The organism is Pseudomonas syringae pv. cilantro, assembly GCF_001293775.1.
Taxonomy (GTDB): Bacteria; Pseudomonadota; Gammaproteobacteria; order Pseudomonadales; family Pseudomonadaceae; genus Aquipseudomonas; species Aquipseudomonas syringae_P.
In genome coordinates this window covers 281,513-308,379 of record NZ_LGLN01000013.1, presented here as the reverse complement: position 1 = coordinate 308,379, position 26,867 = coordinate 281,513, and the positions used below count along the sequence as shown (strand labels likewise).

Annotated in this window: 23 protein-coding genes; 12 read left to right on the top strand and 11 right to left on the bottom strand. The window is 59.9% G+C overall.

Annotated elements, in window-relative coordinates; translation table 11 throughout:
* Positions 1-92 precede the first annotated feature (92 nt).
* A complete protein-coding gene (locus ABJ99_RS02760) occupies positions 93-872 on the top strand; it encodes an N-acetylmuramoyl-L-alanine amidase (protein ID WP_054084509.1) in 780 nt (259 codons plus the stop codon).
* A gap of 53 nt (positions 873-925) precedes the next feature.
* Here ABJ99_RS02760 and ABJ99_RS02755 read toward each other — a convergent pair whose 3' ends face one another.
* Together ABJ99_RS02755 and algB are read right to left on the bottom strand one after the other, a co-directional pair.
* On the bottom strand, positions 926-2,713 hold the full coding sequence (locus tag ABJ99_RS02755) for a KinB sensor domain-containing domain (protein ID WP_054084508.1): 1,788 nt from the start codon (positions 2,711-2,713) through the stop codon (positions 926-928).
* Positions 2,714-2,723: 10 nt separating this feature from the next.
* A complete protein-coding gene (algB, locus tag ABJ99_RS02750; RefSeq protein ID WP_007248187.1) occupies positions 2,724-4,070 on the bottom strand; it encodes a sigma-54-dependent response regulator transcription factor AlgB in 1,347 nt (448 codons plus the stop codon).
* Between the two features lie 196 nt (positions 4,071-4,266).
* Between algB and ABJ99_RS02745 the strand changes: the two genes are divergently transcribed.
* The 4 genes from ABJ99_RS02745 to ABJ99_RS02730 all read left to right on the top strand — a co-directional run bounded on the left by ABJ99_RS02745 (position 4,267) and on the right by ABJ99_RS02730 (position 6,316).
* Positions 4,267-5,106, top strand: a complete 840-nt coding sequence (locus tag ABJ99_RS02745) for a BON domain-containing protein (RefSeq protein ID WP_054084507.1) — start codon at positions 4,267-4,269, stop codon at positions 5,104-5,106.
* A gap of 226 nt (positions 5,107-5,332) precedes the next feature.
* Positions 5,333-5,620 (top strand): hypothetical protein, encoded by a 288-nt coding sequence (locus tag ABJ99_RS02740; RefSeq protein WP_054084506.1) that lies wholly within the window; start codon positions 5,333-5,335, stop codon positions 5,618-5,620.
* A gap of 61 nt (positions 5,621-5,681) precedes the next feature.
* Positions 5,682-5,846, top strand: coding sequence for a DUF1328 domain-containing protein (locus ABJ99_RS02735; protein WP_003380232.1), 165 nt, complete (start codon positions 5,682-5,684; stop codon positions 5,844-5,846).
* Positions 5,847-5,848: 2 nt separating this feature from the next.
* On the top strand, positions 5,849-6,316 hold the full coding sequence (locus ABJ99_RS02730; RefSeq protein WP_054084505.1) for an inhibitor of vertebrate lysozyme family protein: 468 nt from the start codon (positions 5,849-5,851) through the stop codon (positions 6,314-6,316).
* Between the two features lie 246 nt (positions 6,317-6,562).
* Here ABJ99_RS02730 and ABJ99_RS02725 read toward each other — a convergent pair whose 3' ends face one another.
* Complete coding sequence (locus ABJ99_RS02725; protein ID WP_054080137.1) at positions 6,563-7,873, bottom strand: ATP-binding protein; 1,311 nt, start codon at positions 7,871-7,873, stop codon at positions 6,563-6,565.
* A gap of 163 nt (positions 7,874-8,036) precedes the next feature.
* Positions 8,037-8,777: an osmolarity response regulator transcription factor OmpR gene (gene ompR / locus ABJ99_RS02720; RefSeq protein WP_007248192.1), complete on the bottom strand. Its 741-nt coding sequence runs from the start codon at positions 8,775-8,777 to the stop codon at positions 8,037-8,039.
* A gap of 269 nt (positions 8,778-9,046) precedes the next feature.
* Between ompR and ABJ99_RS02715 the strand changes: the two genes are divergently transcribed.
* From ABJ99_RS02715 to gshA, 3 genes are all read left to right on the top strand, one after another.
* Positions 9,047-11,368, top strand: coding sequence for a Tex family protein (locus tag ABJ99_RS02715; RefSeq protein WP_054084504.1), 2,322 nt, complete (start codon positions 9,047-9,049; stop codon positions 11,366-11,368).
* Complete coding sequence (locus tag ABJ99_RS02710; RefSeq protein ID WP_054084503.1) at positions 11,368-11,751, top strand: PaaI family thioesterase; 384 nt, start codon at positions 11,368-11,370, stop codon at positions 11,749-11,751. The genes ABJ99_RS02715 and ABJ99_RS02710 overlap by 1 nt, the downstream gene beginning before the upstream one ends.
* A 242-nt stretch (positions 11,752-11,993) precedes the next feature.
* The gene (gene gshA, locus ABJ99_RS02705; RefSeq protein WP_054084502.1) at positions 11,994-13,586 is read left to right on the top strand and encodes a glutamate--cysteine ligase; all 1,593 of its coding nucleotides are present in this window, start codon (positions 11,994-11,996) and stop codon (positions 13,584-13,586) included.
* A gap of 259 nt (positions 13,587-13,845) precedes the next feature.
* Here gshA and argA read toward each other — a convergent pair whose 3' ends face one another.
* Both argA and argE read right to left on the bottom strand, forming a co-directional pair.
* On the bottom strand, positions 13,846-15,144 hold the full coding sequence (gene argA, locus ABJ99_RS02700) for an amino-acid N-acetyltransferase (RefSeq protein ID WP_007248197.1): 1,299 nt from the start codon (positions 15,142-15,144) through the stop codon (positions 13,846-13,848).
* Between the two features lie 126 nt (positions 15,145-15,270).
* Entirely contained in the window at positions 15,271-16,419 is a 1,149-nt protein-coding gene (argE, locus tag ABJ99_RS02695) for an acetylornithine deacetylase (protein WP_007248198.1), read from the bottom strand.
* A 162-nt stretch (positions 16,420-16,581) separates the two neighbouring features.
* On the opposite strand from argE, the gene ABJ99_RS02690 reads away from it, so the two are divergent.
* The 3 genes from ABJ99_RS02690 (at position 16,582) to ABJ99_RS02680 (ending at position 20,825) form a co-directional block, all read left to right on the top strand.
* Positions 16,582-17,949 (top strand): CYTH domain-containing protein, encoded by a 1,368-nt coding sequence (locus tag ABJ99_RS02690; protein ID WP_054084501.1) that lies wholly within the window; start codon positions 16,582-16,584, stop codon positions 17,947-17,949.
* Between the two features lie 618 nt (positions 17,950-18,567).
* Entirely contained in the window at positions 18,568-20,352 is a 1,785-nt protein-coding gene (locus tag ABJ99_RS02685) for a GspE/PulE family protein (protein ID WP_054084500.1), read from the top strand.
* 152 nt (positions 20,353-20,504) lie between these two features.
* Positions 20,505-20,825 (top strand): DUF2388 domain-containing protein, encoded by a 321-nt coding sequence (locus tag ABJ99_RS02680; RefSeq protein ID WP_007248201.1) that lies wholly within the window; start codon positions 20,505-20,507, stop codon positions 20,823-20,825.
* Positions 20,826-20,876: 51 nt separating this feature from the next.
* Here ABJ99_RS02680 and gcvH read toward each other — a convergent pair whose 3' ends face one another.
* The 5 genes from gcvH to ABJ99_RS02655 all read right to left on the bottom strand — a co-directional run bounded on the left by gcvH (position 20,877) and on the right by ABJ99_RS02655 (position 26,224).
* On the bottom strand, positions 20,877-21,263 hold the full coding sequence (gene gcvH / locus ABJ99_RS02675; protein WP_054084499.1) for a glycine cleavage system protein GcvH: 387 nt from the start codon (positions 21,261-21,263) through the stop codon (positions 20,877-20,879).
* 43 nt (positions 21,264-21,306) lie between these two features.
* On the bottom strand, positions 21,307-22,389 hold the full coding sequence (gene gcvT, locus ABJ99_RS02670) for a glycine cleavage system aminomethyltransferase GcvT (RefSeq protein ID WP_054084498.1): 1,083 nt from the start codon (positions 22,387-22,389) through the stop codon (positions 21,307-21,309).
* Between the two features lie 154 nt (positions 22,390-22,543).
* Positions 22,544-24,160, bottom strand: coding sequence for an ABC transporter permease (locus ABJ99_RS02665; RefSeq protein ID WP_054084497.1), 1,617 nt, complete (start codon positions 24,158-24,160; stop codon positions 22,544-22,546).
* Between the two features lie 242 nt (positions 24,161-24,402).
* Positions 24,403-25,404: an extracellular solute-binding protein gene (locus ABJ99_RS02660; protein ID WP_054084496.1), complete on the bottom strand. Its 1,002-nt coding sequence runs from the start codon at positions 25,402-25,404 to the stop codon at positions 24,403-24,405.
* A gap of 115 nt (positions 25,405-25,519) precedes the next feature.
* The gene (locus ABJ99_RS02655) at positions 25,520-26,224 is read right to left on the bottom strand and encodes a Crp/Fnr family transcriptional regulator (RefSeq protein WP_054084495.1); all 705 of its coding nucleotides are present in this window, start codon (positions 26,222-26,224) and stop codon (positions 25,520-25,522) included.
* An 84-nt stretch (positions 26,225-26,308) separates the two neighbouring features.
* Between ABJ99_RS02655 and ABJ99_RS02650 the strand changes: the two genes are divergently transcribed.
* Positions 26,309-26,833 (top strand): Mpo1 family 2-hydroxy fatty acid dioxygenase, encoded by a 525-nt coding sequence (locus ABJ99_RS02650; RefSeq protein ID WP_054084494.1) that lies wholly within the window; start codon positions 26,309-26,311, stop codon positions 26,831-26,833.
* Positions 26,834-26,867: the final 34 nt, after the last annotated feature.

Below are 26,867 nucleotides of genomic sequence, written 5' to 3'. Positions count from 1 at the left end.
CTGAAACATTTGTCTGAACAAATGTTTCAGCCTGAAGCTATTTGCTGGCGCTTTGTTATCCTGTTGCATTACCTGCCGATGTTGCCAATCCAATGAAGCTGTATTTCTCCGCCCTTCTGCTACTCGCCCTCACGGCCTGCTCCAGCGGTCCAACGCTGGACACCAGCCACCCGTCTGTGAATTTCGACAACCGGGTTCAGTACGTCGTGATGCATTACACCTCGACCTCACTGGAACACTCACTCCAGTTGTTGACCCATGGCGAGGTCAGCAGTCATTACCTGATAGGAGATGACGCCAAAGCCACCGTTTACAAGCTGGTCGATGAAAACGCCCGAGCGTGGCACGCCGGCGAAAGCGAATGGGAAGGCCGCACCTGGCTCAACTCCAGCTCGATCGGCATCGAAATCGTCAATCCGGGCTTCAAGGAAACACCGACCGGTCGCCTGTGGTATCCGTACAGCGAAGCGCAGGTCCAGTCGATGATCGTGCTGCTCAAGGACATCGTCAAACGCAACAAAATCGACCCCAAACACGTCATCGGCCATAGCGACATCGCCCCGCTACGCAAGCAGGACCCGGGCCCGCTGTTCCCATGGAAACGCCTCGCAGCCGAAGGCCTGGGCATCTGGCCCGACGAACGCCAGGTTGCCCAGCGCCAGGCATTGCTCGCCGTCAACCTGCCGAGCATCACCTGGTTCCAGCAGCAACTGGCACGCCTTGGCTACAGCACCCCGCAAACCGGCGAGCTGGACATCGCAACGCGACAGGTGCTGGCAGCCTTCCAGATGCACTACCGCCCTGCCCGTTTCGACGGCGAACCCGACGCACAAAGCGCTGCCATTCTGCAGGTGCTTAATCACTCGAATTGATTGAGCTGCGGCTCGACGCTCGATCGGCTTATGACGGCTTGACGATCAAGTCTTCAAAGCGGCAACGCCATATAAAACTGAGTGCCCTGTCCCGGCCTTGAGTAAACCCCCATGCGCCCGCCGTGCAACTGGACGATCTCCTTGCACAGCGCCAGCCCGAGCCCGGCACCGCCTTTTTTGCGGCCGACCTGAACGAAGGGCTCGAAGATCCGCCCTTGCTGACCGTAGGCGATGCCCTCGCCATTGTCCTCGACGCTGATAATTGCCCGCTCGCCATGGCGCCGCGCCTGCAGGCGGATCAGCCCTTTCGGTGGCGTGTGGCGCAAGGCGTTGTCGAGCAGGTTGTCGAGCACCCGCTCCAGCTGGGACTGGTCGGCATGCAGCCGTGGCATCGGCCCCTGCACATCCAGCATCAGCACAATGTCCTGCTCCAGCGCTTGCTCCTCGAACCGGGACTTGGCTTCCTCCAGCAGCGCTTCGACAGAGCACGGCGCCAGCTTGAGTTTTTGCAGGCCATTCTGGTAACGCGAGAAGTTCAGCAGGTCGTTGATGAGCTGCATCAGGCGCTGCATTTCTTCAGTCACGGTATTCAGCAGATCGGCTTCGCGGGACTCCGGCGCAAAGTGCAGCCGCTCCTGCAAAAGGCCGAAGGCCATGTGCATGCCGGTGACCGGCGTGCGCAGTTCGTGTGAGGCGCGCAGCACGAACTCACTGCGCACGCGCTCGAACGCGCGCTGCTCGGTGACGTCATGCAGCACCATCACCGCACCCAGAATATGCCCCTTGGTATGACTGACCGGCGTCATGCTATAGGTCAGCAAGCGGGACTCGCTGTCTATTTCGATGGCAAGATCTTCCGGCGCGCGCTCCAGTGTGCCCCCGCGCAATACCAGATGCAGCTGCTCATCCAGTTCGGGACGCCCCAGCGCTTCACCCAGACTCTGGCCCAGACGGCTTTCATCCCACCCGAGTTGGCGCTGAGCGACAGGATTCAAGTGTTCGAGATGCCCTTGCCGGTCAATCATCAACAGGCCGTCGTCGATGCTGTCGAGAACCGCCTGCAGCCGCTGTTGACCTGCCAGCAGCTCATCGACGTTAGTCGCCTGATGCTGGCGCAACGCCTCAGCCATGATGCCAAAGCGTCGAGTCAGCAGGTTCATCTCGGCAGCCGAGGAAATCGGCAATGTAACCTCGTAATCACCCTCGCCTATCCGGTCGGCTGCTTTGGCCAGCGCTTCGATCGGGGCACCAAAGCGTCGCGCAATACCGTGCGCAGTCACGAAGCCGATGCACAGCACCGCCAGCCCGACCAGCCCCAGCAGGCCAGCGATCCACAGCGCGCGGTCCCGGGAGTTGATTTCGGCATTACTGATATTTTCGAGCGCCGTGCGGTGCACGCTCAAAAGCCCGTTACGCAGCGTGTCGAAGCTCTCACTCAATTGCGGTGTGCCGCGTATGCCACGCGGGTCGCTCCCGTACAGCTTCCAGTCGTCAATGAAGCGCTGGTAATCACTCCTGGTTTTCTCGAAACCGACCCGCACATCCTGCTGGGCGTCCTGCGCAGAACCCTGCTCCAACAACTCTTTGAACTGAGCCTGAGCCTTATCCAGCTCCGCCTGATTGCGCTGCGAACCGGTCATCAGTACCAGCTGATCGCCGAGGTTCTGACGCAGCCTCAAACCCAGGTCGAGCACCGCGAAGTTGTGCTGAATCAGCGATTCCTGAGTACGGGCCATCTGCATGACGCTGACGAGTCCCAGCAGCAGTCCGAGCAAAGCGACCGTGATAAGGGCCGAAATACTCAGAAAAAGGCGAGTGCGCAACTTCATGGCCAGCTTCATTCGAGGTCATTCACAGGTTGTACTGTTTACGTTTGCGGTAAAGAGTAGAAGCGTCGATACCCAGTGTTTTCGCGGCCTGATCGAGCGTTTCGCTGGTGGCCAGGACTGCGCCGATGTGTGCTTTTTCCAGCTCGTCCAGGCTCAACGCGGCACCGACACGCGGCGCATTGTTAACCGGTTGCTCGGCCATGCCCAAGTGGCTGACCTCCACGCGCTCTTGCGGGCAGATGATACTGGCGCGTTCGATGACGTTACGCAGTTCGCGGATATTGCCGGGCCAGCGGTAGTTGAGCAGCGCAGCACGTGCTTCATCGCTGAAACCACGCGCCGGGCGGGCGTAGTCCTTGACGAAACGCGCCAGAAAGCGGTCCGCCAGGGTCAGAATGTCTTCACTGCGCTCGCGCAAGGCAGGCAAATGCAGGGTGATAACGTTCAGACGGTACAGCAAGTCCTCACGGAAACGCCCGCTGCGCACCATGTCCTCCAGATTGAGGTTGGTGGCCGCCAGAATACGCACATCAGCCCGCCGAGTGACCGGATCGCCCACGCGCTCGTATTCCTTGTCCTGGATGAAACGCAGCAACTTTGGCTGCAACGTCAATGGAAAATCGCCGATTTCGTCGAGAAACAGCGTGCCGCCATCCGCCTGATTAACACGCCCCAGGGTGCTTTCACTGGCACCGGTAAAGGCTCCACGACTGTGACCGAACAGCTCGCTCTCCATCAACTCAGCAGTCAGCGACGGGCAGTTGATCGTGACGCAAGACTTCTTGGCGCGCTTGCTCCAGCCATGAATCGCGCGGGCCAGCTCGCCTTTACCCGTGCCTGACTCACCCAGAATCAGAATGTTGGCGTCAGTCACTGCAACCTGACGGGCCGTTTCCAGAATCGCCATCATCGACGGGCTGTGGGAATCCAGACCGTCCTTGGGCTTGCGAACCTCGCCTTCCAGTGCCTCGAGACGGGCAGAAAGCTGTCGCACTTCCAACTGCTTGGCGGTGGCCAGACGCAGCTGATCCGGGCTGCACGGTTTTACCAGATAGTCGGCCGCGCCAGCCTGAATGGCATCGACAGCGGTATCGACGGCCGAATGCGCGGTCACAATGACCACGCGCATCCACGGCGCCTGGATACGCATCTGGGCCAGCACGTCGAGGCCATTGTCCTCACCCAGACGCAGATCCAGAAAGCACAAATCAAATACTTGGCGTTGCATGAGCGTGTCCGCCTGCGCTGCGCTGTTGGCAGTGGCGACGCTGTAACCTTCGTCTTCCAAACAGTATCGGAAGGTGCGGAGGATGGCGGACTCATCGTCCACAAGCAGAATACGGCCCTGATTCTCAGTGGCTGCTTCCATTTTTCCTACGCTCCTTAATGAATTGTCTCAGTTAGTCTCGGAATCATCGGGCAAGTTGCATGGTCAATTCTGATTGATTCTGCGGCATTCGTGGTAGCTATCTGTCCGTTTAATAGCGAATGGCCTGATCGCCCGCTGTTTATGCCGTTTAAACCGTCTGTTCGGAGACAACATTCATTTCAAAAGGAACGCTCACATGTTTTCACTGAAAAAGATCGCGCTGATCACTGCCGCCACTGCAATGCTGGGCAGCGGCCCGGTGCTTGCCCAGCCTGATCTGCCCACCCAGCTTGCCGAAGCGCGGCAGGAAGGATCTATCTGGACGGCCTTTGCGCTGAACAAACATCTAAGCCCTTTCAAGATCGATGTGGATGTCGAGCAAGGTACGGCCATTCTGAAGGGCAAGGTCGAAAGCGAAGTGGATCGCGAATTGGCAGAACGCATTGCGCTGGACGTCAAAGGGATCGAAAAAGTCGACAATCAGCTACAGGTCGATGCATCGGTGGCCAGCGAAGCCGGCACTCGCACCGCCATGGCTCAGCGTTTCGACGACGCCACGCTGGTCGCCACGGTGAAATCCAAACTGCTGTGGAGCAGTGTCACCGAAGGCTTGAACATTGACGTCGACAGCAAGGATGGCGTGATCACGCTCAAGGGCCGCGCCCAAAGCCCGGAAGCGAAAGAATTGGCGGGGAGCCTGGCGAGCAACACCGATGGCGTCGTCAGCGTCAACAACCTGATCAGCCTGAGCGCCGCGGACTCGATAGCCGCCAAAGCACAACCGCAGTCGCTGACGCCGACTGAAGAGATGAGTGACGCGTGGATCACCAGCAAGGTGAAGGCGAGCCTGATCTACAGCCGCACGCTGGACGGACTGAACATCAAAGTGGACACCAAGGCCGGGGTCGTGAGCTTGAATGGCGTCGTTGCCAACTTCGCTGAGAAGGAGTTGGCGATTGAAATCGCGAGAAACATTCGCGGCGTCAAAGGCGTGAACGGCGATGCCCTGAAGGTCATGGCACGCAGCGCAGGCTGAGCCTTTCAGCCTCGGGCGCAGGACGCTTCGTGCAGAACGCACGATTACAAATGTGTAATCGTGCAGCTTGCTGGTAGGACCCGCCTGTAAAACTTTGTAGCCTACTGATTTTATTGAGTTTAATATCGTGTAACGAGTTGGCACGCACTCTGCACTATCTCCTGTATCGAGGTCGGAATGTGGCGACCCATCAGATCGCAAGACTAAAGGCCAGGGGAGTTTGCAGATGAACATCCAGCGTATTGCACAGTTGCGTATTTCCCCCCTGCACATCCAGCAAGGTCTTTTCCTGATGCTGGCCCTGTTGGTCACTCTGATCGCCATTCAACAATTCCAACGCTGGGATCAAACCCGCCAGGCCACTCAAGCCAGACAGCAATTCCTTCACAGCAGCAACGTCTCTTACCGTGACGTCAGTGCACCAGCGCTCAAAGAAGCATCATCGAGCCTTCGCCCTGTCGATGGTCTGGTCTCTGTGGATGAAGTCGCGCCGCAGCAAAAATGGGTTTTCTGACCCGCTTTGAAAAAAACGCAGCACTCATATTATTAAAACGGCATTAAAAAGGAGTATCACCATGTTGAGTTGGGCTATCACGTTTCTGATCATCGCCATTATCGCTGCAGTACTGGGCTTTGGCGGTATCGCTGGTACGGCTACTGGTATCGCCAAGATCCTGTTCGTCGTCTTCCTGGTGATGTTCGTTGTGTCGTTCTTCTTCGGTCGTCGTGGTCGAGGCTAAAGATGCACACGTCATTTCGCACACTGGCCACCGCCCTGTTGTTGGGCGGCAGCGCCATGGCCATGGCTGCCAACGATGGGCAGTCCAGGGTCAATGAGCTTTTGAGTTCTGCCCCTGAGTACCGCACAACCTGGGCGAAAGTCGTCAAGAAGGAAGAGCGGTTGCCGGACTGGGTGATTAACCTGTCCGGTGCCTCCGAACAGCAAATGACGGCGGTCGCCGAAGATGGTGACAAGTATCTGGTGGGGCCGCTTTGCGAAACCGCCGATACGTGCAAGAGCAAGCGCCTGATCGTGGCTGTCAGCCTCGATAAGGAAGATGCCTACGCCATGCTGGTCGAAGTGCCTGCAGGCCTTCCTGCCGACAAGTCACCTACCCGTCACGCGACTTACCGCTACCTGGGCAAGCCTGACGACGGCATGAAAGGTCTGCTGCAAGAGCAATTGCGCAAAGACCCGAACTGGTATTGATCCAGCAAGGAAGTTGTCAGCTCCATGCAGCGGACACTTTCCTGATATGCGCGACCTGAGGAAGGTGTGCGCATGACCATGGGGCCGGGATGCGTTGATCGAACGGATCGGCGTGACCTAGGGGTACAGGGAGTACCTCCGTAACGGGCCGGGTCAGGCAAGCTGCGTGCAGTAATCATTAAATCTGTCGAACCCTTTTAATGACTATTGCACGGCGCTTTATATTCTCCTCGCTCCCCCTTCAGATTAAATCGCATCCCTGGGCAGCATCAGCCCCAAAGGCAGACGCACCCGCGCTTCAAGACCACCCCCTGAACGATTTCTCAATTCGACATTGCCGCCATGCATGGCCGCGATTCGCTTGACGATGGCCAACCCGAGCCCGGTGCCCTTGCCGCTACGCGCGCGATCGCCGCGTATGAACGGATTGAAAATGGTGTCCAGTTCCGAAGGATCAATGCCAGCGCCTCGGTCCAATACGCTGAGAACGACATAAGGCGCATTTCTGTCGCCTGACACGTAAGCTGCCACTTCGATGCCATTACCCGCATGATGCCGGGCGTTGCCGATCAGATTGGTCAGCAAGCGCTTCATCGACACCCTGCGCAACGGAAACGGTGGAATAGGCTCCAGGCACAACCTGATGCTGTCTTCGTCGTTGTTGAAGGGTGCCACGACATCGCGCACCAGGTCGCCCAGATCCACCTCTTCAATCTCTTCATCACGGCCATCACGAATGAACGCCAGGAATTGATCGAGAATGGCGTCCATGTCTTCGATGTCGCGCACCATGCCTTCGGAGAACTCGTTGTCGTTCATCAGTTCCAGCGACAGGCGCAAGCGGGTCAGCGGTGTTCGCAGGTCATGGGAAACGCCCGCCAGCATCAGTTCGCGCTCCTGACCGGCCTGTTCGACATCCTCGGCCATCTGATTGAAGGCGCGATAGACTTCGGTCATTTCGCTGGGCGTGTCACTGACCGGCAGACGCACGCTGCGCCCCTGCCCCAGTTGCCGGGCAGCGAACACCAGGCGTTTGAGTGGCTGATTCAGCTGGCGGACGAAAATCCAGGCCGACGCCGTGGACAGCAAACCGATCGCGAGGAACCAGCCCAGCACGCTCCAGATTTTCTGGCCGCGCAACGGATGCGGATAAAGTGGCACTTTCAGCCAGCCATCGCCCAGGCTGGGTGCGCGCACCCACAGCGCGGGCGGAGCATGTACGCGCAGACGCACTTCGGTGTCGGCGCCCAGTTCAGCCTGCATCTGGCGCTGATAAATCTCGCTGTACGGCCAGTGCTGCTCACCTTCCGGCACGCCACCGCCCACGACACGAATCAGCCCGGCCGCCTCGGCAATCGCGTCGCGATCGTTTTCATCGGCCGCCCAGTAAGCGCGCAAAGTCAGCGCGACGCCATGGCTATACTGCCTGTCGACCAGCACATCTTCGTTCATCAGCAGGTAGACCAGCGTCAGCGCCTTGGAAAACAGCACGACGATGAGCACCAGCCAGAGCGTGCGTGAGAAAAAGCTTTGCGGAAACCAGAGCGGAGTCTTCATAACAGCAGCCATACACTTTGCAAGGCGAGCCAGGCTCGCGAATTTGCCGAACGCGGGCGAGACCCGATGGACGAACGCAAAAAACCAGAACGTCGATAACCTGTTGAGCGGTTATCGACGTAACTGGCAGGAATAACGGATTTCGGTGCTGACAACCCGGTTGTCAGCGATTTCCGGCACCATCTGGAACGAATACATAGCCCACGCCCCAGACCGTCTGGATGTAACGGGGTTTGGACGGATCGGGCTCGATCAGACGACGCAGACGGGAAATCTGCACGTCGATGGACCGTTCCAGCGCATCCCACTCCCGGCCACGGGCCAGATTCATCAGTTTGTCACGGGTCAACGGCTCGCGAGCGTGCATGACCAGCGCCTTGAGTACCGCAAACTCGCCGGTCGTGAGCATGTGCACTTCGTCGCCACGCTTGAGCTCGCGGGTCGCCAGCGACAGCACGTAATCGCCAAAGCTTACCGACTCGTCTTCGCTGCCGGGGGCACCGGGTACAGGCGCGGCCTGACGACGCAATACCGCCTTGACCCGCGCCATCAACTCGTCCGGGTTGAACGGTTTGGCCAGATAGTCATCGGCCCCCAGTTCAAGACCCTTGATACGGCTCAGCTCATCGCCCTTGGCGGTGAGCATGATGATCGGTACCTGATTGTTCGCGGCACGCAGCCGGCGGCAGGCGGAAAGACCGTCTTCCCCGGGCAGCATCAAATCCAGCACCACAAGGTTGAAAACCTCACGGGCCAGCAATCGGTCCATTTGCTCCACGTTCGCAACAGCGCGGGCACGGTAGCCCTTGCTGGTGAAAAAACGTTCAAGGAGACTGCTCAACCCCGGATCGTCATCGACAATCAGGATTTTTTCGCCTTCAGCATTTTGTGCGGTGCTGCTCATCGGATGCTCCTCTGATCTCGGGGCGCATTATGGCGTAGCTGCGGTGATGCGCACCGTGTGCATTGTTAGCAGATTTTACTGGGGGCAGCACTCGCACATGCTTTTGCACGAAAAAAAGACCACGTTTGTCGGCCAATCCCCTAATTCGCCTTCGCCGGGTATAATGCGCCGCCCTCAAAGTCAGGCAACGCCGGACGTGCAGGGCGGAAGTCAGGCAAGGCAATTTCGTACACAGCCCCAGTTTTTTGCTCACAACTCCAGGTGGTCTTATGGACAGCATCAACAGCCGCATCGCCGAAGAACTCGGCGTACGCCCACAACAGGTCGCTGCGGCCGTCGCACTACTGGATGAAGGCTCGACCGTGCCCTTCATTTCCCGTTATCGCAAGGAAGTGACCGGCAGCCTCGATGACACGCAATTGCGCCATCTGGAAGAACGCCTGCGCTACTTGCGCGAACTGGACGACCGGCGCGTCAGCATCCTTGCCAGCATCGAAGAGCAAGGCAAGCTGACCCCGGAACTCGCTCGCGATATCAAGCTGGCCGACACCAAGACCCGCCTTGAAGATTTGTACCTGCCCTACAAGCAAAAACGCCGCACCAAGGGGCAGATCGCCCTTGAAGCAGGCCTCGGCGAACTGGCCGATGGCCTGTTCAACGACCCGGGCCTGAATCCGGAAACCGAAGCCGCACGCTTTGTCGACGCTGAAAAAGGCGTGGCCGACGTGAAGGCTGCGCTGGAAGGCGCCAAGTACATTCTGATGGAGCGCTTTGCCGAAGACGCTGCCCTGCTCGACAAACTGCGCAGCTTCCTCAAGCAGGAAGCGGTGATCAGTGCGCGGGTGGTGCCGGGCAAAGAAGAGGAAGGCGCCAAGTTCCGCGACTATTTCGAACACGACGAGCCGCTCAAGAGCATGCCGTCGCACCGCGCCCTGGCGATTTTCCGCGGTCGCAATGAAGGCTTCCTGAGCAGCGCGCTGAAAGTCGGCGAAGAACTGCCGGGCGCCATGCACCCGTGCGAGCTGATGATCGGCGAGCGTTTCGGCATCCAGAACCAGAGCCGCCCTGCCGACAAGTGGCTGGCCGAGGTGGTGCGCTGGACCTGGAAGGTCAAGCTGTACAGCCATCTGGAAACCGATCTGCTCGGCGAGCTGCGCGAAAGCGCGGAAACCGAGGCGATCAACGTGTTCGCCCACAACCTGCACGACCTGCTGCTCGCCGCCCCGGCCGGCCAGCGCGCGACACTGGGCCTCGACCCGGGCTTGCGCACCGGCTGCAAGGTCGCCGTGGTAGACGCCACCGGTAAGCTGCTCGACTACGCGACTGTCTATCCGCATGTGCCGAAAAACCAGTGGGACCAGACCATCGCTGTGCTGGCTGCGCTGTGCGCCAAGCACTCGGTCGACCTGATCGCTATCGGCAACGGCACCGCCAGCCGCGAAACCGACAAGCTGGCCGCCGATCTGATCAAAAAATACCCTGGCCTGAAAATGACCAAGGTCATGGTGTCGGAAGCCGGCGCATCGGTTTACTCGGCTTCTGAACTGGCGGCCAAGGAATTCCCTGATCTGGACGTGTCGATCCGTGGCGCTGTGTCGATTGCCCGGCGCTTGCAGGATCCGCTGGCCGAGCTGGTGAAAATCGACCCGAAATCCATTGGTGTCGGTCAATACCAGCATGACGTTTCGCAGCTGAAACTGGCTCGCGGTCTGGACGCAGTGGTTGAAGACTGTGTAAACGCCGTGGGCGTGGACGTGAACACCGCGTCGGTGGCGCTGCTGGCGCGGATTTCCGGCCTCAACACCACACTGGCGCAGAACATCGTTGCGCATCGCGATGAAAACGGCGCCTTCAAGACCCGCGCCTCGTTGAAGAAAGTCAGTCGTCTGGGCGAAAAAACCTTCGAACAGGCCGCCGGTTTTCTGCGCGTCATGAACGGTGACAACCCGCTGGACTCGTCGGCCGTTCACCCGGAAGCCTACCCGCTGGTGCAGCGGATTGCGGCGCAGACCGACCGCGACATCCGTTCGCTGATCGGCGATGCGAGCTTTCTCAAGCGTCTGGACCCGAAGAAGTTCACCGACGAGACCTTTGGTCTGCCGACTGTGACCGACATTCTGCAAGAACTGGAAAAACCGGGCCGCGATCCGCGTCCGGAGTTCAAGACTGCCGAGTTCCAGGAGGGCGTCGAAGACCTCAAGGACCTGCAACTGGGCATGATCCTCGAAGGCGTCGTCACCAACGTCACCAACTTCGGTGCGTTCGTCGATATCGGCGTGCATCAGGACGGTCTGGTGCACATCTCGGCACTGTCCGAGAAGTTCATCAAGGACCCGCGTGAAGCGGTCAAGGCCGGCGACGTGGTGAAAGTGAAGGTCATGGAAGTCGACATCCCGCGCAAACGCGTCGGCCTGTCGATGCGCATGAGCGACACGCCGGGCGAGAAGATCGACGGCGCTCGTGGCGCTCGCCCCGGCTCTTCGCCGCGCCAGCAGAGCAGCGCACCGCGCAAGGAAACTTCTGCACCGGCACCGGCCAACAACGCCATGGCCTCGCTGTTCGCCAACGCCAAGCAATTGAAGAAGCGCTGATGGACATCCCCGAGGATCTGACCCACAGCGCCTATTTCAAAATGCTCGGCTGCGAGCTGCGGCGTCTGGACGAAGGCGTGGCCGAAGTCGCGCTGCCGCTGGAGGCGCATCTGCGCAACCGCGGCAACGTGATGCACGGCGGGGCAATCTTCAGCCTGGTCGATATCGCCATGGGGCTGGCCTGTTCCAGTTCTCATGGTTTCGACCAGCGCAGCGTGACCATCGAGTGCAAGATCAACTACGTGCGTGGCGTGTCCGATGGCGAAGTCGTGTGCATCGCCAGGGTGCTGCATGCGGGCCGCAGGACGCTAGTGGTCGAAGCTGAAGTGGTTCAAGGCGACAAGCTGGTCGCAAAAGCCCAAGGCACATTTGCGGTCCTCTAGACTCAGTCAAAGGCTGATGAAAGCAATCACTGCGAACTGTACCTAGCCGTATCGACATCATTTGGGTTAATTTCGGCACCATTAGCGTGGTGCCGAGTCCATTTGGGTGGTACGACGAAGAGCAGTGATTGTGAACAGGCGTTACAGACCAACCAGGCGACTACGCCAGTTCCTTTCTTCACCCTTGTAGACCGTCAAGTCCACCCCCATATCGGGGCGACCGATGCGTGAAGGATTACACCTTGAGCGAACTTTTAAACCGTCGTCTTGCCTTGCTCGGCGAGCGCAACAACCTCTCTTTGCTGGAGCAATGCCTGCACGGTATAGAGCGTGAGTGTCTGCGCGTTACCCCCACGGCAGAACTGGCCCGCACGCCTCATCCGCAAGCTCTGGGTGCCGCACTGACCAATGGCCAGGTCACGACCGATTACTCCGAATCATTGCTGGAGTTCATCACGCCAGCATTGAAGAACCCGGCTGAAACCCTCGACAGCCTCGACAAGATCCATCGCTTCGCCTACAGCAAGCTGGATAAAGAGCTGCTCTGGAGCCCGTCGATGCCGTGCCCTTTGCCTGATGAGGAGCACATCCCGATCGCGTATTACGGCACGTCGAACATCGGCAAGCTCAAGTACGTCTATCGCAAGGGTCTGGCGCTGCGCTATGGCAAGACCATGCAGTGCATTGCCGGCATTCACTACAACTTCTCGTTGCCGGAAGACGCCTGGGCGCTGCTCAAGCAGACCGAAGACTTTGCCGGCGACGCGCGGGACTATCAGTCGCATTCCTACATCGCGCTGATCCGTAATTTCCGCCGTTACAGCTGGCTGCTGATGTACCTGTTTGGCGCATCACCGGCGCTGGACGCCGGTTTCCTGCGCGGCCGTGAGCACCAGCTGGAACAACATTTCGACGCCGACACGTTGTACCTGCCCTACGCCACCAGCCTGCGCATGAGCGATCTGGGTTATCAAAGCGATGCTCAGGCCGATCTGACGCCGTGCTACAACGATCTGGTCAGTTACACCGACAGCCTGCGCAAGGCCGTGGCCACGCCTTATCAGCCTTATGTCGAGGTCGGTACTCATGACCGGAACGGCGAATGGATTCAGCTCAACACCAATGTGTTGCAGATCGAAAACGAGTACTACTCCAACATCCGCCCGAAACGCGTGACTTACAGCGGCGAACGCCCTATTCAGGCCCTGGTGGCGCGTGGTGTGCAGTACGTCGAAGTGCGCTGTCTGGACATCAACCCGTTCCTGCCGACCGGCATCAGCCTGGAGCAGTCGCGCTTCATCGATGCGTTCGTGCTGTATTGCGCGCTTGAAGAAAGCCGGCAACTGGCGGGTCATGAGTGTTCCAACGCCAGCTCGAACTTCCTCGCAGTGGTCAAGGAAGGCCGCCGTCCGGGCCTAAACCTGCTGCGCGACAACAGCCCGGTCGAGCTCAAAGCCTGGGCCACCGAGTTGCTGGAGAAAATCACCCCGATTGCCCGGCTGCTCGATCAGGCGCAAGGGATTGATGAGCACATCAAGTCGATTGCCGTGCAACAAACCAAGATCGACGACACCGCCCTGACCCCGTCCGCCCAGGTACTGGCCAGCATGCAGGCGCATAACGAGGGCTTTACCGCCTTCTCCCTGCGCCAAAGCCAGATCCATGCCGAATACTTCCGCACTCACCCGCTGAGCGCCGAAGAACAGGCCCACTTCGAAGCTTTGGCCAAAACCTCCATCGAGGAACAGGCCGAGCTGGAAGCCACGGAAGAAGTGGTGGATTTCGACACCTTTGTCGGGTCGTACCAGGCGAGCATTCTGTCGATCAGTAACTGATTCTGGCCCCCTGTAGAGTGCGCTTCTGCCCGCAGGGCGTGGGAGTTTCAGGAGGTTACGACGGCTGCGATGGGCTGCGAAGCAGCCCCAACAGCAGGCCACCCCGGTTGTGTCTGGTACACCGAGGTGGCCGGTTTTGCTGCCGGTTCCCGGCAGTTCGCGGACAAGTCCGCTCCTACACTCTATCAATCGCGGACAAGCTAGGCGTCGCCCAGCCTGCGCCCTAAAAACTGCGTTTTCCGAGCTCTTCGGGACTGGTTTAAATCGCCTTTTCGAAGATCTTCGAATTACGCTGGAAGTTGTACAGCGACGCACGGGCGCTGGGCAGGCGGTCGACGCTGCTGGGCTCGAAGCCGCGCTCGCGGAACCAGTGTGCGGTGCGCGTAGTAAGAACGAACAGGGTTTTGAGGCCCAGCGCTCGGGCGCGGTTTTCGATGCGCTCCAGCAGCTCGTCACCGCGTCCGCCATGACGGTATTCCGGGTTGACGGCCAGACACGCCAGCTCGCCCGCCTCCGAATCGGCAATCGGGTAAAGCGCAGCACAGGCGATGATCAAACCCTCCCGCTCAACCACGCTGAACTGGGTGATCTCACGCTCCAGCACTTCACGGGAACGGCGTACCAGAATGCCCTGCTCTTCGAGCGGCGTGATCAGATCCATCAAACCACCGACGTCCTCGATGGCCGCCTCGCGAACCAGCTCGAATTGCTCCTGCGCCACCAGCGTGCCGCCACCGTCGCGGGTAAACAGCTCGGTCAGCAGCGCGCCGTCTTCGGCATAACTGACGATATGGCTGCGTGCCACACCACCGCGACAGGCTTCGGCCGCCGCATCCAGCAATTCCGCCTGATAGTTGCCGCCCAAACGCTGCAAATGCGCAGGCACCTGTTGCGGGCGCAGTTCGCGTACCAGCCGGCCCTGCTCGTCCAGCAGACCGGTTTCCTCGCCGAACAGCAACAGCTTGTCGGCCGCCAGATCGATGGCTGCGCGGGTGGCGACGTCTTCGCAGGCCAGATTGAAAATCTCGCCGGTCGGTGAGTAGCCCAGCGGCGACAGCAGCACGATATGACGCTCATCCAGCAAGCGATTGATACCTTTGCGGTCGACCCGACGGACTTCGCCGGTGTGCTGATAATCGACGCCCTCGAGCACCCCGATCGGCCGTGCAGTCACCACGTTGCCGCTGGTCACCCGCAGGCGTGAGCCCTGCATCGGCGAGGCAGCCATGTCCATCGACAGGCGCGCTTCGATGGCGATGCGCAACTGGCCGACGGCGTCGATCACGCATTCCAGGGTTTCGGTGTCAGTGATGCGCAGGTCGCGATGATAGCGCGGCGCAATACCGCGCTGGGCCAGACGACTTTCGATCTGCGGACGTGAGCCGTGCACCAGCACCAGCCGCACGCCCAGACTGTGCAGCAGCACGAGGTCGTGAACGATGTTGCCGAAGTTGGGATGAGCGACGCCGTCGCCGGGCAGCATGACGACGAAGGTGCAATCGCGGTGGGCATTGATGTAGGGAGACGCGTGGCGAAGCCAGTTGACGTAGTCGGGCATGACAACAAGAGCCTGTAGATAAAATGGACGAAAAGAAAAAGCACGCACAACGGTGTGGTGGTTATCGTCGGAACAGGCTTGGCAACACGTGCAATCTCCTTGCATTCAACAGGTGTGGAACCTGACTCACTGAGGCGTCAGGCAGTAATGCTCGATCAACTGACGTAACAGACGCACTGTAGGGTCCAGACGTGACATTTCGAGGTATTCCCCCGGCTGATGCGCACAGGCGATATCACCCGGGCCGAGCACCAGTGTTTCACAACCGAGGCGCTGAAGATAAGGCGCTTCGGTGCCGAACGCTACTGCTGCGGCCGTATGACCGGTCAGTCGTTCAGCCACACGCACCAGTTCCGCGTCGGCCACCTGTTCGAACGGCGCACACTCGGGGAACAGTGGAGCGTAGTCGATCTGCACCTGATGCTGTTCGGCGAGCGGTTGCAGCTTCTGCCGGATCGCCGAGCGCAGCACGTCCGGGTCCATGCCCGGCAGCGGGCGCAGGTCGAACTCCAGCGAACACTGACCGCAGATCCGGTTCGGGTTGTCGCCGCCATGAATGCAGCCCAGGTTGAGGGTCGGTTGCGGCACGGTAAATTGCGGATTGCGGTATTCCAGCTGCCACTGGTTGCGCAGGCCCTTGAGTTCGCTGATCGCATCGTGCATCGCTTCCAGCGCGCTGTGCCCGAGGCTCGGGTCCGAAGAATGGCCGCTGCGCCCAAGAATATGGATACGCTCCATCATCACGCCTTTGTGCATGCGGATCGGCTTGAGCCCGGTCGGCTCGCCGATCACCGCCGCTCGGCCCAGCGGGCGTCCGGCGTCTGCCAGCGCACGCGCCCCGGCCATCGAGCTTTCTTCATCGCAGGTCGCCAGGATCAGCAACGGCTGCTTGAACGGCTGATCGAGCAGACCACGCACAGCCTCGATGACCAGCGCAAAGAAACCCTTCATGTCACAACTGCCCAGCCCGACCCAGCGGCCATCGACTTCGGTCAGTTTCAGCGGGTCGGTTTTCCACAGCGCTTCGTCGAACGGCACGGTGTCGCTGTGGCCCGCCAGCACCAGGCCACCGGGGCCCGTGCCGAAAGTCGCCAGCAGGTTGAACTTGCCGGGCGAAACCTGCTGAATGTCGCAGGCGAAACCCAGATCGCCGAGCCATCCGGCCAGCAGGTCGATGACAGGCCGGTTGGTCTGGTCCAGAGAAGGCTGAGTGCAGCTCACCGAGGGCGCAGCGATCAAGGCGGCAAACTGGTCTTTCATGGACGGCAACGGCATGGACGTTTCCTGTAATCAAGACAAAACAGGGATCATCATAGGGCCATAGCCACCCAGGAATAAACCGTTTCGGGCCATGTCCTGTACACTGCCGCCCTTAGCAGCCGTTCATTCATGGGCTGCGCTCCCGTTATCAGTATCAGCGTTTGGATTCCCCCGGCCATGCAAAAAGAAACAGAAATCAAACTCCGCGTCAGCCGCGAGACCCTCGCTGCACTGCGCGAACACCCGCTGCTCAAGAAGCGCAACAAAAGTGGCTGGGAGCGCCTGGAACTGTCGAACCAGTATTTCGATACCCCTGAGCGCGAGCTGGCCCACGCCAAGGTGGCGCTGCGCATCCGTCGTGACGGCGATCAGATCATCCAGACCATGAAGACCCGCGGGCAAAGCGTGGCCGGCCTGTCCGAGCGCAACGAATACAACTGGGACCTGACCAAAGCCAAGCTGGACCTGAAAAAACTCGAAGGCGATTGCTGGCCCGAGCAACTGGCCGAGCTGGACAAGAAAACCATCAAGCCGTTGTTCACCACCGATTTCATCCGTGAAAAAGCCGAAATTGCCTGGGGTCGCGGCAAGACCAAAGTCGTGATCGAAGCTGCGCTGGACCTGGGCCAGGTGGTGGCAGGCAAGCAGAAGGAAGAAATCTGCGAGCTGGAACTGGAGCTGCGCGAAGGTGATCCGGCCGCCCTGCTGGAACTGGCTGCCGAACTGGCAGCCAGCCTGCCGTTGATGCCGTGTGACATCAGCAAGGCCGAGCGCGGTTATCGCCTGCTCGACGCCAGCAGCTACGCGCTGAGCCTGCCTGCACCGACGCTGCACGCAGAAACGCCGCTGGACGACGCCTACTCGGCGCTGGCCTGGCACCTGTTGGGCAGCAGCCAGCGTCTGGCCGAGCAATACCGTTTCAACGGCCACTGGCGACTGCTGCAGGACTGGGTCGAGATGCTGGCTGAGCTGCGGGCGCTGACCAGCAGTCTGGGGCAGGCCGCACCGCGCAGTTCGTCGGCGCAACTGCGTGCCGCACTGGACGCCTTGCTGGAAGACTGGCGCCCGCTGGTTCAGGCCGGTCAGGAAGATGGCGATGTCCGTGGCGCAGCGCATGAGCAGTTTCTTGAAGAGCTGCAGGACACTCGCTGGGGCGAGTTCTCGCTGAACACCTCACGCTGGTTGCTGGCCCGCAGCTGGACGGCCGAACGCAATACTCGCGGCAACCGCCAGGGCGCTGCGCTGTTGAGCAGCTGGCTACCGCGCTTGCTGGGTGAAGAAGCGACGTCCCTGCAATTGAGCCGTTATCAGCAGCAGCCGGAAGACCTTGCCGAGCAACTGCCACGCATCGAGCGCATCCAGGCCTGGCTGCACTGGGCACGCGGCGCGCTGGACTTGCCGGAGCTGGACCGTCTGTACGGCGAACTACGCAAACTGGAAGAACTGGCTCACCTGGACATCAGCGACGAAGTCCTCGACGCCCGTGTTCAGCAAGCGATCACCGTGTTCCAGAGCCGCGCGTGGAAGACTCTGCTGCGTTTGTGACAGTCCTTGAACCACGATGATTCTCGTGCATACGCTGCGTGCTCGTCGTTATACATAAATCCTGAAAGCCCAAAATACCGGGCTTCCAGGCTTTTGCCCGCAGGGCGTGGGAGCGGCTTGTTCGCGAAGACGGTGGCTCAGACGATGCATTTTCGGAGANCGTGGACAAGTCCACTCCCACGGCCTCTGGCCAGAATCAAAAGCAGAGCTGTGTACAACGCTGAGCGCTCAGCGTTGTCCAGCCTGCAATTTCGTGGGGCTAAAATTGCAGTATCGGGCGGAATAAAGATCCCTGTGGGAGCGGACCGGGCGACGCTTCGCTTGTTCGCGAAGACGGTGTTTCAGACGACACATTTCCGAAGAGTATATCGGCCCTTTCGCGAACAAGAATCTCCCACAGCCTCCGGCCAGAANAAGCCATAAGCGCTTCGCATTCCGGGCTCTTCAGAGCTTATGTGTAGAGCGCCATGTGGTATTAGCACAACAAGCCGCCTCCCCTCCCGGCTGAAACCATTTAGCTGCTACAGTAATGCCCGGTCGCACAGAAGGCGCAACGCTGCCACGCTTGGCGTCTACTCTTGCTCATCGTCTGATGATGAATAGTCTCAAGGAGCGCGCATGGCAGCCCTGGCCCCCTCTTCACAGGATCGCTGGCTCGATCTGAACGATGTGTTGCGCGATCTGGTCGCGGAAGGCTTTCTCGGCCAGGACGACTCGGAAACCGCGCTTGTCCAGCGCCGCAGTGCGGCGAACATTCAGTTGCACCCTCTCGAGTTTCTCGCTTCTCTACAGTTTGACGACGTGAAGCGGCCCGGCAAAAAGCTCGACCTGGAAACCCTTACCGCCTGGCTGGCGAAAGCCTGCGACCAGCCGTACATGCGCATCGACCCGCTGAAGATCAACGTGGCAGCTGTCACGCCATTGATGTCCTACGCTTTCGCCCAGCGGCACAAGATTCTCGCCGTGGCGGTGGACCGCGAGTCAGTGACCATCGCCAGCGCCCAGCCGTATGTGCGCTCGTGGGAAGCCGACCTCGCCCACGTACTTAAACTCCAGGTGAAGCGCGTCGTTGCCAACCCGACAGACATCCAGCGCATGGCGATGGAGTTTTTCCGGCTGGCGAAATCGGTCAGCGGTGCCAACGCGTCCGAACAGAAAATGAGCAACATGGGCAACTTCGAACAGTTGCTCAAGCTCGGTGCCAGCGATCAGGAACCGGACGCCAACGACGCGCACATCGTCAATATCGTCGACTGGCTGTTCCAGTACGCGTTCCAGCAACGTGCCAGCGACATTCATATAGAGCCGCGCCGCGAACAGGGCACGGTGCGTTTTCGCATCGACGGCGTGCTGCACAACGTCTATCAGTTCCCGGCGCAAGTGATCATGGCGATTGTCAGCCGCCTGAAAAGTCTGGGCCGGATGAACGTCGCTGAAAAGCGCAAACCGCAGGACGGCCGCGTCAAGACCACTACGCCTGAGAACCGCGAAGTAGAACTGCGGCTATCGACACTGCCGACTGCGTTTGGCGAGAAGATGGTGATGCGGATTTTCGACCCCGAAGTGCTGCTCAAGGACTTCGACCAGTTGGGCTTCTCCAGCGATGACCTGCGGCGCTGGCAGGACATGACCCGCCAGCCCAACGGCATCATCCTGGTTACCGGCCCGACCGGTTCGGGCAAGACCACCACGCTGTACACCACCCTCAAGAAGCTGGCGACCTCAGAGGTCAACCTCTGCACCATCGAAGACCCTATCGAGATGGTCGAGCCCGCCTTCAATCAGATGCAGGTGCAGCACAACATCGATCTGAGCTTCGCTGCCGGCGTGCGTGCTCTGATGCGGCAAGATCCGGATATCATCATGATCGGCGAAATTCGCGACCTGGAGACGGCTGAGATGGCGATTCAGGCCGCGTTGACCGGTCACCTGGTGCTGTCGACCCTGCACACTAACGACGCGCCCAGCGCCATCAGCCGCATGCTTGAACTGGGCGTGCCACATTACCTGCTCAAGGCGACCATTCTCGGCGTCATGGCGCAACGCCTGGTGCGCACGCTGTGCCCGCATTGCAAGGCGCCGATCAACCTGAACGAAACCGATTGGCAAACCCTGACTCGTCCGTGGCAAGCCCCGGTGCCTGCTGGCGCACATCAGGCGGTAGGCTGCGTGGAATGCCGTGATACGGGTTATCGCGGGCGGGCCGGGGTCTACGAGATCATGGTCATGTCGGACAACATCAAAGCCCTGATTTCCGCAGACCTGGACCTCAACGCCATGCGTCGCCAGGCCTTCAAGGAAGGCATGCGCAGCCTGCGCCTGTCCGGCGCCCAGAAAGTCTCGGCCGGGCTGACTACACTGGAAGAAGTGCTGCGAGTAACGCCACAGAGTGAGCAGCGCTAGACCGGTTGGAGGCGGCGTTTGTACACGACGGCCCAGGTAAGCCTGACCGTGTTCGACCAGCTAAAGTGAACCATGCAGTTCACATTGATTGAACTAGTTCACGGCTTTAGCTATCCAACCCCTCAGAACAACCACAGTCGGAGTATCTCACCATGCGTCTCAAGTTTGCTGTCGCCACCGTAGCCTTGCTTTCCATCCCGATGGGTTCAGCGATGGCTGACACCTTCTGGCGTAACGTATTGTCCTCGGGTGCCACCACTGGCTCGAGTTATCTCACCTTCAAGGATCACAAGCTGATCGTCGCGGCTCAGGATGATGCAGGCAGCTACGTTGCCAGCAATGGCGACATCCGTGGCCCGTTTCTGGAAGCTGCTATCCAGCAGGTTCGTAAAGAAAATCCTGGTTTGAAAGCGACCGACATGGAATTGGCCAACGCCATCCTGGACAAGAACCTGGTTGCTGAAAGCCAGTAAGTGTCACGCATAAAAAATGCCGCTCGATGAGCGGCATTTTTTTGTCCGGTGTTACTCGCCGATCGCGCTTTTGTAACCTGCGGCGTCCAGCAGCCTGGCCAGATCGGCCTCTGCACTGGCTGGCTTGAGCTTGAAGATCCAGGCGCTATAAGGCTCGCTGTTGAGCGACTCGGGCGAATCGCCCAATGCCCCATTGACCTCGAAAACTTCACCGGCCACTGGCGAGTAGATGTCCGAAGCGGCCTTGACCGACTCGACAACCCCGGCAGTATCACCCGCTGCGAACACTTTACCGATTTCCGGCAGTTCGACGAAGACTACATCGCCCAGCGCTTCCTGTGCGTGATCCGAGATGCCGACGGTCACGGTGCCATCGGCTTCAAGGCGCGCCCACTCGTGACTTTCAGCGAAACGCAGCTCGGCGGGAATATTGCTCATTTAGTCATCCTCAACATCGGGTCAGCGGAAAACCCGCCATAGGTTAGATAAGGGCTTTGCCATGTCGCACGAACGCGGGCTGCACCACCCGCACCGGGTACCACTTGCCGCGGATTTCCACCTCGGCCCGGTCGGCGGTTGCCATCGGTACGCGCGCCAGAGCAATGGATTTGCTCAACGTAGGAGAGAAACTACCACTGGTGATCTCACCTTCGCCAATTTCTGCGATTCTTACCACCTGCTGGGCCCGCAACACGCCGCGCTCTTCGAGCACCAGTCCAACCAGCTTGAAGGCCACGCCTGCGGCCCGTTCGCGCTCCAGAGCCTTGCGGCCGATGAAGTCACGGTCGGCAGGGTCCCAGGCGATGCTCCAGGCAATGTTCGAGACCAGCGGTGAAACACCTTCGCCGATATCCTGACCGTACAGGTTCATACCGGCTTCAAGGCGCAATGTGTCGCGAGCGCCCAGGCCGATGGGGGAGATGCCCGCGCCGACCAGCTCATTGAAAAAGCTCGGGGCCTGCTCGGCCGGCAGCATGATTTCCAGGCCGTCTTCACCCGTATAGCCCGTGCGGGCGATGAACCAGTCGGCGTCCTCGCGACCTTCAAACGGTTTGAGCTCGGCAATCAACTTGCCGCGAGCACTGGAAACCAGGTCGGCAATTCTGGCCCGCGACCGTGGCCCCTGAATGGCCAGAATCGCCATCTCGCTACGCTCGTTCAGCTGGACGTCGAAATCGCCCAGCTGCGCCTTCATCCAGGCAAGATCCTTGGCACCGTTCGCCGCATTCACGACCAGACGATAACCGTCGGCGGTGAGGTAGACGATCATGTCGTCGATGATTCCGCCAGCCTCATCCAGCATCGCACTGTAAAGCGCCCGACCTGATGCCTTCAGACGGTCGACATCATTGGCCAGCAGGTAGCGCAGCCAGTCGTTGGCCTGACGGCCGGTCACGTCGATCACGTTCATGTGAGAGACATCGAAGACCCCACAGTCGCGGCGCACCTGATGGTGCTCCTCGACCTGCGATCCATAATGCAACGGCATGTCCCAGCCACCAAAATCGACCATTTTTGCGCCAAGGGCGAGGTGCAGGTCGAACAGGGGGGTACGCTGTCCCATGGGTTTCTCCTTCCGGGCGTGGCGAAGGTGCGGGCAGAAACACTCGGCAAGCCCCCAATAGACCGGGGTTTGCAGCACATTTACAACTGACCGAATAATCTGACAGACCGCACCGATTGCGGCGCATTGTAGCCGCAAGGTTGAGACCCCGCACCTAACCAATCTGACGGGCAGAACGCCGAATCAACCCGATGACCGGTAATAATCCTACAAGTACCAGCGTCAAAGCGGGCAGCGCCGCGCGTGCCCACTCGCCCTCGCTGGTCATTTCGAAGATCCGCACCGCAAGCGTATCCCAGCCAAACGGGCGCATCAGCAGGGTGGCGGGCATTTCTTTGAGCACATCGACAAACACCAGCAGCGCGGCGCTGAGGGCTCCCGGCACCAGCAGCGGCAGATACACGTTAAGAAACAACTTCGGACCACTGACGCCCAGGCTGCGCGCGGCTTCGGGCAATGAGGGCCGTATGCGCGACAGGCTGTGCTCCAGCGGACCGAAGGCGACGGCGATGAACCGCACCAGATAGGCCAGCAACAGTGCCGACAGGCTGCCCAGCAACAACGGTTTGCCCGCCCCGCCCAGCCAGCCGGACAGCGGAATCACCAGCTCACGGTCCAGATAACTGAATGCCAGCATGATCGAAACAGCCAGTACCGAACCCGGCAGGGCATAGCCCAGGTTGGCGAGGCTGACACCGGAGCGAATCGCGGGCGTAGGTGCCATACGTCGGGCAAAGGCCAGGATCAATGCCATGCTGACCGTGATCAGGGCGGCGATGCTGCCCAGATAAAGGGTGTGCAGGATCAGCCCGATGTAACGCTCATCCAGATCGAACCGGCCACGTTGCCAGACCCAGACGATCAGTTGCAGCACCGGTACGACGAAGGCGCAGAGAAACACCAGTCCACACCAGAAACTGGCCCCCCAGGCCTTGAAGCCTCGCAGCGGGTAAAGCGCCTGGCCTCGGGGACGTTCGTTGGTTGGACGGCTCGCACCTCGGGCCCGGCGTTCGCCGTACAGCAGGATCAGCACAGCCAACAGCAGCAGGCTCGCCAGTTGCGCGGCACTGGAAAGGCTGAAAAAGCCATACCAGGTTTTGTAGATGGCCGTGGTGAAGGTGTCGAAGTTGAAGACCGAGACTGCGCCGAAGTCTGCCAGGGTTTCCATCAACGCCAGAGCGACGCCCGCCCCGATGGCCGGACGGGCCATCGGCAGCGCCACTCGCCAGAATGCCTGCAACGGTGTTTGCCCCAGGACGCGCGCGGCCTCCATCAAGCCCTTGCCCTGCGCCAGAAAAGCCGTGCGTGCCAGCAGGTAGACGTAGGGGTAGAAAACCAGCACCAGCACGGTAATCACGCCACCCGTGGAGCGCACACGCGGCAAACGCAGGCCGGAGCCGAACCATTCGCGCATCAGGGTTTGCAGCGGGCCGGAAAAATCCAGCAGACCGACAAAGACGAACGCCAGCACGTAGGCGGGAATCGCGAACGGCAGCATCAGCGCCCAGTCCAGCCAGCGCCGGCCAGGGAATTCGCACAAGCTGGTCAGCCAGGCCAGGCTCACGCCCAGCAGCGTCACACCTGTGCCGACCCCGAGCAGCAGGATCAGCGTGTTGCTCAGCAAGCGCGTCATTTGGGTTTCGAGCAGGTGCGACCAGATCTGCGTGTCAACCGTCCCCCACGACAGCAGCAACACGCTCAGCGGCAACAACACCAGCGCAGCGATGGCAAAGACCAGTGGGTACCAGCGGCGTTGGACAGGATGGGCCAAGGGGTTCTCGAAATGAGGAGTGATCAGTTTTTAAGTCCTACATCTATGCGGCACGGCTCACTCATGCTGGAGCGCTCAGCGTTATACACAAGTCCTGACGAGCCCGGAATACAGGGCTTTCTCGCTTCTGCCCGAAGGGCGTGGGGGNGTTCGCTCCCACGCCCTTCGGCCAGAATCAAAAACAGACTTGTGTATAACGATGAGCGCTGCAGCGTTGGCGCGATAGGGCAGTGGGTATTAAATCAATTCCAGCCGGCGCGATCCATCATGCGGATGGCTTCTGCCTGGCGCTTGCCTGCCACTTCGACCGGGATGGTGTCAGCCTTGAACTGACCCCAGCTCGCCACTTCTTCCGACGGTGCCACGTTCGGGTTGGCCGGGAACTCCTGATTGACGCTGGAGAAAATCTTCTGCGCCTCGGGACCGGTCATCCATTCGACCAGTGCCTTGGCGGCTTCCGGGTGCGGTGCATGTCTGGTCAGACCAATGCCTGACAGGTTGACGTGCACACCGCGATCCGCCTGGTTCGGCCAGAACAGCTTCACCGCCAGCTTCGGGTTCTGCTTGTGCAGGCGGCCGTAGTAGTAAGTATTGACGATGCCGACGTCGCACTGCCCGGCATTGATCGCCTCCAGCACAGCGATGTCGTCGGAAAACACATCAGTGGACAGGTTGTTCACCCAGCCCTTGAGGATCTTCTCGGACGCTTCGGCGCCGTGGGTTTCGATCAACGTGGCGGTCAGCGACTGGTTATAGACCTTCTTCGCGGTGCGCAGGCACAGGCGCCCTTCCCAGTTCTTGTCGGCCAGCGCCTCGTAAGTGGTCAGCTCCGCCGGTTTCACCCGATCAGTGGAGTAGGCGATGGTGCGCGCGCGCAGGCTCAGGCCGGTCCAGCCATGGGTAGATGAGCGATATTGCGCGGGGATATTGGCTTCGATCACCGGCGAGGTAAACGGCTGCAGAATGCCCATTTGCTCGGCCTGCCACAGGTTGCCGGCATCGACCGTCAGCAGCAGGTCGGCAGTCGCATTCTCGCCCTCGGCCTTGATACGCTGCATCAACGGCGCTTCCTTGTCGGTAATGAATTTGATCTTCACCCCGGTTTTGGCGGTGTAGGCATCGAACACCGGCTTGATCAGCTCGTCGATCCGGGAGGAATACACCACCACCTCGTCGGCGGCCTGAGCGGTGCCGCCCAGCAAAGTCAGTGTCAGAGCAGCCAGAAGACGCTTGCTTGCCTGCATCGGGGTATCTCGCGTTCGCAAATGAGGCGAAATGGTAGTGAATCCCATTTGCTATCTCAATCGAAGCGCGAACAGAGCCGTTACGGAATGTTTCCAAACGCCGTCCTTCGCGTGATCAGCACGCCGCTTTTGCCCTGGAAAAGTTCGCGATCCTGCGTAATTTCTCGACGTCGAACACTTCCAGTTGCCCTATCCCCAGGCGCACGACCTTGCGCTCGTGCAGGTCTTCGAGCACTTCCAGCAACGCCGACAGCGAGATAGCTTGCAGCGAGCTGATTTCATCCAGCGCGATCAAGCGCCGCGCATGACTCAGCGGCCCATACCCCTCACTCAGCAACAGCAATCGCCAGGCGACCCGCGACCTGAGGGGCAGTTGTCGCAGCTTTTCGGGGTTTTGCAGGGGCAAGCCGAGTTTCTGGCTCAGCAGCGCGGCAAACGAACGCCAGTACTCGGGATGCTGTTCGAGCAACGAGACCAGAAATGAATGGGGCACATGCAGAAAAATGGTCTGATCCAGTGAGCAGACATCGAACCGGCGCGGCAGGTCGTCGAACAGCGATACTTCGCCGAACCAGTAAGGTCGCGGGATCGGCTCCTGCCGGGGGCCCAGACGCTGTACATGCGCACCGCCGATGCGCACGTTGCCTTCCATCAACGCATAAAGCCCGCATGGCGCCGCGCCTTTTTCGAACAACAGCTTGCCTGGTGTCTTGCGAACCTGGCGAGCGGCATGCTGCAAGCTATCCTGCAAAGCGGCGGGCAAGTGGGAAAACCAGTAGCCGGACAGCAACGACGACCGCCATAGCACTCCGTTTGTCATGTTTGCTCCCTTTTATTGCGGGCAATCGTATTGCAAAGGCGATACGTTAACCAAACCCGATTATCGTCGCAGGCAGCAATAATAATGAAAAACCTTGTCGATCATCTCAGCCAATATGCGTCCTATCATCGTGATTCACGCAATATCGTGACGCACTTCGTGGGTATCCCTTTAATTGTGCTGGCGGTGGCGGTGCTGCTGTCGCGTCCGGGCTGGGACATTGGCGGGCTGTGGTTTTCGCCTGCGGCCTTGGTGGCACTGGCGTCGACGGTCTTTTACCTGAAACTGGACCGTGCACTGGGTGGGGTGATGGCGGGTTTGCTGGCGTTGTGCGTCTGGGCTGGCGCACTTCTGGCGCAACAGGCCACCATGGTCTGGCTGGGTGCGGGGGTCGGGTTGTTCGTCGTCGGCTGGATCATCCAGTTTATCGGCCATTACTACGAAGGCCGCAAACCGGCGTTTATCGATGATGTGACCGGGCTGATCATCGGCCCGTTGTTCGTGGTCGCGGAACTGGCATTCCTGATGGGCCTGCGCAAACCGCTGCAACACGCCATCGAAGAACGCTCCGGCCCGGTGGGACGAAATGTGCGCAAGGCGGCGGTGTAAAGGCTCTGCTCGCTTTGCACCAAGCATTTATAGC

Excerpts from the sequence above, each read along its gene's own strand:
- ABJ99_RS02690 (WP_054084501.1), top strand. The coding sequence starts at position 16,582 with ATGCAAAAAGAAACAGAAATCAAACTCCGCGTCAGCCGCGAGACCCTC.
- ABJ99_RS02680 (WP_007248201.1), top strand. The coding sequence starts at position 20,505 with ATGCGTCTCAAGTTTGCTGTCGCCACCGTAGCCTTGCTTTCCATCCCG.
- ABJ99_RS02755 (WP_054084508.1), bottom strand. The coding sequence starts at position 2,713 with ATGAAGCTGGCCATGAAGTTGCGCACTCGCCTTTTTCTGAGTATTTCG.
- ABJ99_RS02715 (WP_054084504.1), top strand. The coding sequence starts at position 9,047 with ATGGACAGCATCAACAGCCGCATCGCCGAAGAACTCGGCGTACGCCCA.
- argA (WP_007248197.1), bottom strand. The coding sequence starts at position 15,144 with ATGCCCGACTACGTCAACTGGCTTCGCCACGCGTCTCCCTACATCAAT.
- gcvH (WP_054084499.1), bottom strand. The coding sequence starts at position 21,263 with ATGAGCAATATTCCCGCCGAGCTGCGTTTCGCTGAAAGTCACGAGTGG.
- ABJ99_RS02650 (WP_054084494.1), top strand. The coding sequence starts at position 26,309 with ATGAAAAACCTTGTCGATCATCTCAGCCAATATGCGTCCTATCATCGT.
- ABJ99_RS02740 (WP_054084506.1), top strand. The coding sequence starts at position 5,333 with ATGAACATCCAGCGTATTGCACAGTTGCGTATTTCCCCCCTGCACATC.
- ABJ99_RS02725 (WP_054080137.1), bottom strand. The coding sequence starts at position 7,873 with ATGAAGACTCCGCTCTGGTTTCCGCAAAGCTTTTTCTCACGCACGCTC.
- ABJ99_RS02735 (WP_003380232.1), top strand. The coding sequence starts at position 5,682 with ATGTTGAGTTGGGCTATCACGTTTCTGATCATCGCCATTATCGCTGCA.
- ABJ99_RS02710 (WP_054084503.1), top strand. The coding sequence starts at position 11,368 with ATGGACATCCCCGAGGATCTGACCCACAGCGCCTATTTCAAAATGCTC.
- algB (WP_007248187.1), bottom strand. The coding sequence starts at position 4,070 with ATGGAAGCAGCCACTGAGAATCAGGGCCGTATTCTGCTTGTGGACGAT.
- ABJ99_RS02655 (WP_054084495.1), bottom strand. The coding sequence starts at position 26,224 with ATGACAAACGGAGTGCTATGGCGGTCGTCGTTGCTGTCCGGCTACTGG.
- argE (WP_007248198.1), bottom strand. The coding sequence starts at position 16,419 with ATGCCGTTGCCGTCCATGAAAGACCAGTTTGCCGCCTTGATCGCTGCG.
- ABJ99_RS02760 (WP_054084509.1), top strand. The coding sequence starts at position 93 with ATGAAGCTGTATTTCTCCGCCCTTCTGCTACTCGCCCTCACGGCCTGC.
- ABJ99_RS02660 (WP_054084496.1), bottom strand. The coding sequence starts at position 25,404 with ATGCAGGCAAGCAAGCGTCTTCTGGCTGCTCTGACACTGACTTTGCTG.
- ompR (WP_007248192.1), bottom strand. The coding sequence starts at position 8,777 with ATGAGCAGCACCGCACAAAATGCTGAAGGCGAAAAAATCCTGATTGTC.
- ABJ99_RS02745 (WP_054084507.1), top strand. The coding sequence starts at position 4,267 with ATGTTTTCACTGAAAAAGATCGCGCTGATCACTGCCGCCACTGCAATG.
- ABJ99_RS02685 (WP_054084500.1), top strand. The coding sequence starts at position 18,568 with ATGGCAGCCCTGGCCCCCTCTTCACAGGATCGCTGGCTCGATCTGAAC.
- ABJ99_RS02730 (WP_054084505.1), top strand. The coding sequence starts at position 5,849 with ATGCACACGTCATTTCGCACACTGGCCACCGCCCTGTTGTTGGGCGGC.
- gcvT (WP_054084498.1), bottom strand. The coding sequence starts at position 22,389 with ATGGGACAGCGTACCCCCCTGTTCGACCTGCACCTCGCCCTTGGCGCA.